This is a genomic window from Bradyrhizobium sp. (assembly GCF_049581145.1).
Taxonomy (GTDB): Bacteria; Pseudomonadota; Alphaproteobacteria; order Rhizobiales; family Xanthobacteraceae; genus Bradyrhizobium.
In genome coordinates this window covers 1-3,494 of the sequence record NZ_JBAURI010000197.1, presented here as the reverse complement: position 1 = coordinate 3,494, position 3,494 = coordinate 1, and the positions used below count along the sequence as shown (strand labels likewise).

Below are 3,494 nucleotides of genomic sequence, written 5' to 3'. Positions count from 1 at the left end.
GCGCGCGCTGGAGCTTCTCCATCTTGTCGGCGTGTCCGATCCCGCGCGTTGCATGCAGCAGTATCCGCATCAGCTTTCCGGCGGCATGTGCCAGCGCGTCATGATCGCGATGGCGCTCGCCATCTCGCCACGGCTTCTCATCGCCGACGAGCCAACGACGGGCCTCGACGTATCGATCGCCGCGCGCATCCTCGATCTGCTTCGCGACCTCAGCAAAAGAACGGGCGCGGCGATTCTGTTGATCACCCACGATCTCGGGGTCGTCGCGCAGACCTGCCAGCGGGTCGCTGTGATGCACGCGGGCCAATTGGTGGAGACGGGGCCCGTTCGCGAGATCTTCGGCTCTCCGGCTCATCCCTATACGCGCGCGCTCGTCAGTTCGATCCCGCGCATCGACGTCGAGACTAAGCTCGAGCCGGTTCCGGGCACGGTCCCTTCCCTTCGCCATCCGCCGAGGGGATGCCGGTATCAGAATCGCTGCCCCCATGCCATGGAGATTTGCCGGCAAGACAAGCCACGCCAAACAGTTGTCGGGCAAGATCACGAAACAGCGTGCTTTGCATTCGGAGAGCACCGTGACGCCGCTGCTTGAAGTTGATGGTTTGCGCAAAAACTTTGCGTTGACGGGGCCGAAGGCATGGGCCGCGCGGCTGCACGGCGAGCAGCCAGCGGTGCGGGCGGTCGATGGCGTCTCCCTTGCGATCAAGAGGGGCGAAACGCTCGGTCTCGTCGGCGAGTCCGGTTGTGGCAAATCGACCATCGCACGCTGCCTGTTGCGCGTGATCGAGCCAACGGCCGGCAGTATTCGCTTCGCCGGCGAGGAGATCACCGCGCTCGACCGACGGCAGCTTCGGAACACGCGACGCGCCATGCAGATGGTCTACCAGGACCCGACTGCAGCGCTCAACCCGCGCCGAAACGTACGGCGCACGATCGAGGAGCCGCTCTGGCTGCATTTCAAGATGACGGCCGCCGAGCGGCGCGAGCGATTGAACGCAGTGATCGCCGAAGTGGGACTGGGAACCGACCTTGTAGAACGCTATCCGCACGAGCTTTCAGATGGGCAACGGCAACGCGTCAACATTGCGCGCGCCATCGCCGCCCACCCGAGTTTCGTCGTCCTCGACGAACCGACCTCGGCGTTGGACGTCTCGCTGCGGTCGCGCATCATCCTTCTCCTCCAGGCGCTCCAGAAGCGGCTCGGGCTCTCCTTTCTCTTCATCTCGCACGATCTTGCCACCGTAAAGTATTTGGCGCATCGCATCGCCGTCATGTATCTTGGCGTCATTGTCGAGGAGGCCGACAGCGCGTCGCTATTCGCAGCTCCGCGTCATCCCTATACCCGCGCGCTCCTGTCATCGGTTCCCGCACCGGACCCGGATTTTCGTCATGAGCGGCTCATGCTGAAGGGCGAGATTCCGAGCCCCACAAAAATTTACGCCGGATGCAGGCTGCGCGGCCGCTGCCCCCTCGCCCAGGCGGTTTGTGCCGAGCCGGTTCCCCGGCGCGAAGTAGCCCCGGGCCACCACGTTCTATGTCATTTGGCTTAGACTCGAAGGGGAAACGGATCGCCAAGTTTCCTGTTCAAGCTTCCTACTTCTGCCTATTCCTGCGGCCGCAATACGACCCGGCCGGCGGAGCCAGCCGCAACCTTGCGATAGGCTTCCTGCGCCTGACCAAGGCCGCAGGTCTCGGTGATCGGAGCGGCGCGGTAGTCTCCCGCCGCAAATCCCGGCGTCAGCGCCTCCAATACTTCGGCGGAGGCCACGAGATCACGCTTCAGCGTGTCCACGCCGTAGAGCCGGCTTTCATTGTGATAAAAATCGGCCAGGTCGAAGCTCACCTCGCGCTGGCCGGTCGCCGCGAGCTCGACCAGCCGGCCGCGGAGGGCAAGGGTGTTCACGGCGTTGCGGAACATGAAGCCGCCGACGAGATCGAAGACGACATCCGCGCCCTTCCCGCCGGTCGCCGCACGGACTTGAGCCGGCAGATCCTCTGCGCCGAGAATCAGCTTTTCGGCGATGCCATGGATTGGAGCATGCGGATGCGGCGCGCGCCGATCGGCACCGATCACGCGAGCGCCAAGCCTGTGGGCGATCTGCGCCGCGGCACCACCGACGCCGCCGCCCGCGCCGATCAAGAGAACCATCTCGCCCGCCTTGAGCCCTGCCGCTTCGAGGCCGCACCACGCGGCCATGTAGTTGACCCCGACCGACGCCGCCTCGTCGAAGCTGAGGGTGTCGGGCTTGCGGCGCAGGCTCGCCACCGGCACGGCGATCATCTCCGCGTGAGTGCCGTCGCGGGTGAAGCCGGTATCCCCGCCGGTGCCCCAAACCGCGACCCCAATCCACTCGGCCGGCCCCGCCTCAACCACACCGGCGAAATCGCGACCGGGGATGCGCGGCAGCGTGGTCTGCTTCATGGCCCCGGCGACGTTCTTGACGTCGCTGGGATTGATCGAGGCCGCCATCACTCGCACCAGCGCCGTGCTCTCGGAGCGGGCTGGAGCCGCCAGGTTCGCCAACTCGAGAACGGAGGGATCACCGAAGGCTGTAAACCGTATGGCCCGCATGGCCTTTATCCTTTCATTTGCGTTGCGGAGTGCGGAAACGGCCCTGCCAGGCGCTCCAGATCGGCGAAGACCAGGTAACGCCGTCGATCCCGAAGCCGGCTCGAAGAGCACGTTCTTGCCAGACGGATCGCACACCTCGCAAAAGTGCTACTCCTTTAGGCGATAGGCCGCTTCCCGGCGACCGCCGAAAAGTTTCCTTTGGGAAAGCGGTTTTTGCAGATGCAGGCGCCGATCCTAGGTCATGCTACCGGGCATGAAGCAGCGGATCGATACGCCATCATAGCCATAAAGCGGCCAAACCATGGTTCGCCCGGCCTTGTTCGGCTCGGTGATTACGGATTCATCCGGCACGTCGATCCAAACCATTTCTCCGGAATCGGCCGCCTTCGGCACGTGCACGCGGTAGTGACCGTCCCTGGTCTCCCAGTCTGCGTCGATGACAACATAGCCGTCGGCATAGGAACAGCAGAGGCCTTTGCCGCTCGCGAGATGTTCGAACCAGTCGTGGAGCGCCGAATCCTTGTGGCGCCCGTCCAGATCGCGTCCCAGCGCCGGCAACATCAGTGGTGCAATCGCGACAACGCTGATCAGCGGCATCCGATGCAGCCCTACCCAACGACGCTCCATATCACACTCCCGGAAAATCTTGTGGCGTGAAGGCAATCGATCTCGGCTACCAAAGAAGGAGCAAGACGCAGGAAAACTGCCGAGCCCCTCACTTCGGCGTGCTTCCCTGACCTTCGCCGCGAACCGCTACTGCAATCCCGGCCTTACCCGTATCAGCGCCTGAAGCTTTCTCCGCTCGCCGTTCGTAGTCCGCGGCCAAGGCTCTCAGCCGATCCACGATGGTTTCGTCCGTCATGTTTCGAGCAATGCGGAGCAAGGTCCGCGCCGTCTCGACATATTCCTTGCTAAGCATCAT

The 3,494-nt window shown here is 63.8% G+C and carries 5 protein-coding genes; 2 read left to right on the top strand and 3 right to left on the bottom strand.

Annotation, left to right across the window (positions count from 1 at the left end; translation table 11 throughout):
• Both WCB02_RS06565 and WCB02_RS06560 read left to right on the top strand, forming a co-directional pair.
• A partial coding sequence (locus WCB02_RS06565) for an ABC transporter ATP-binding protein (RefSeq protein ID WP_423957026.1) occupies window positions 1–592 on the top strand: 592 nt, incomplete at its 5' end.
• Window positions 576–1,550 (top strand): ABC transporter ATP-binding protein, encoded by a 975-nt coding sequence (locus WCB02_RS06560; protein WP_423957025.1) that lies wholly within the window; start codon window positions 576–578, stop codon window positions 1,548–1,550. The genes WCB02_RS06565 and WCB02_RS06560, both read left to right, overlap by 17 nt.
• 53 nt (window positions 1,551–1,603) lie before the next feature.
• Here the strand turns inward: WCB02_RS06560 and WCB02_RS06555 are convergent, their stop codons facing one another.
• The 3 genes from WCB02_RS06555 to WCB02_RS06545 form a co-directional block, all read right to left on the bottom strand.
• Window positions 1,604–2,572 (bottom strand): quinone oxidoreductase family protein, encoded by a 969-nt coding sequence (locus WCB02_RS06555; protein ID WP_423957024.1) that lies wholly within the window; start codon window positions 2,570–2,572, stop codon window positions 1,604–1,606.
• Between the two features lie 234 nt (window positions 2,573–2,806).
• Window positions 2,807–3,169, bottom strand: coding sequence for a hypothetical protein (locus WCB02_RS06550; protein WP_423957023.1), 363 nt, complete (start codon window positions 3,167–3,169; stop codon window positions 2,807–2,809).
• A gap of 118 nt (window positions 3,170–3,287) precedes the next feature.
• A partial coding sequence (locus WCB02_RS06545; protein ID WP_423957022.1) for a hypothetical protein occupies window positions 3,288–3,494 on the bottom strand: 207 nt, incomplete at its 5' end.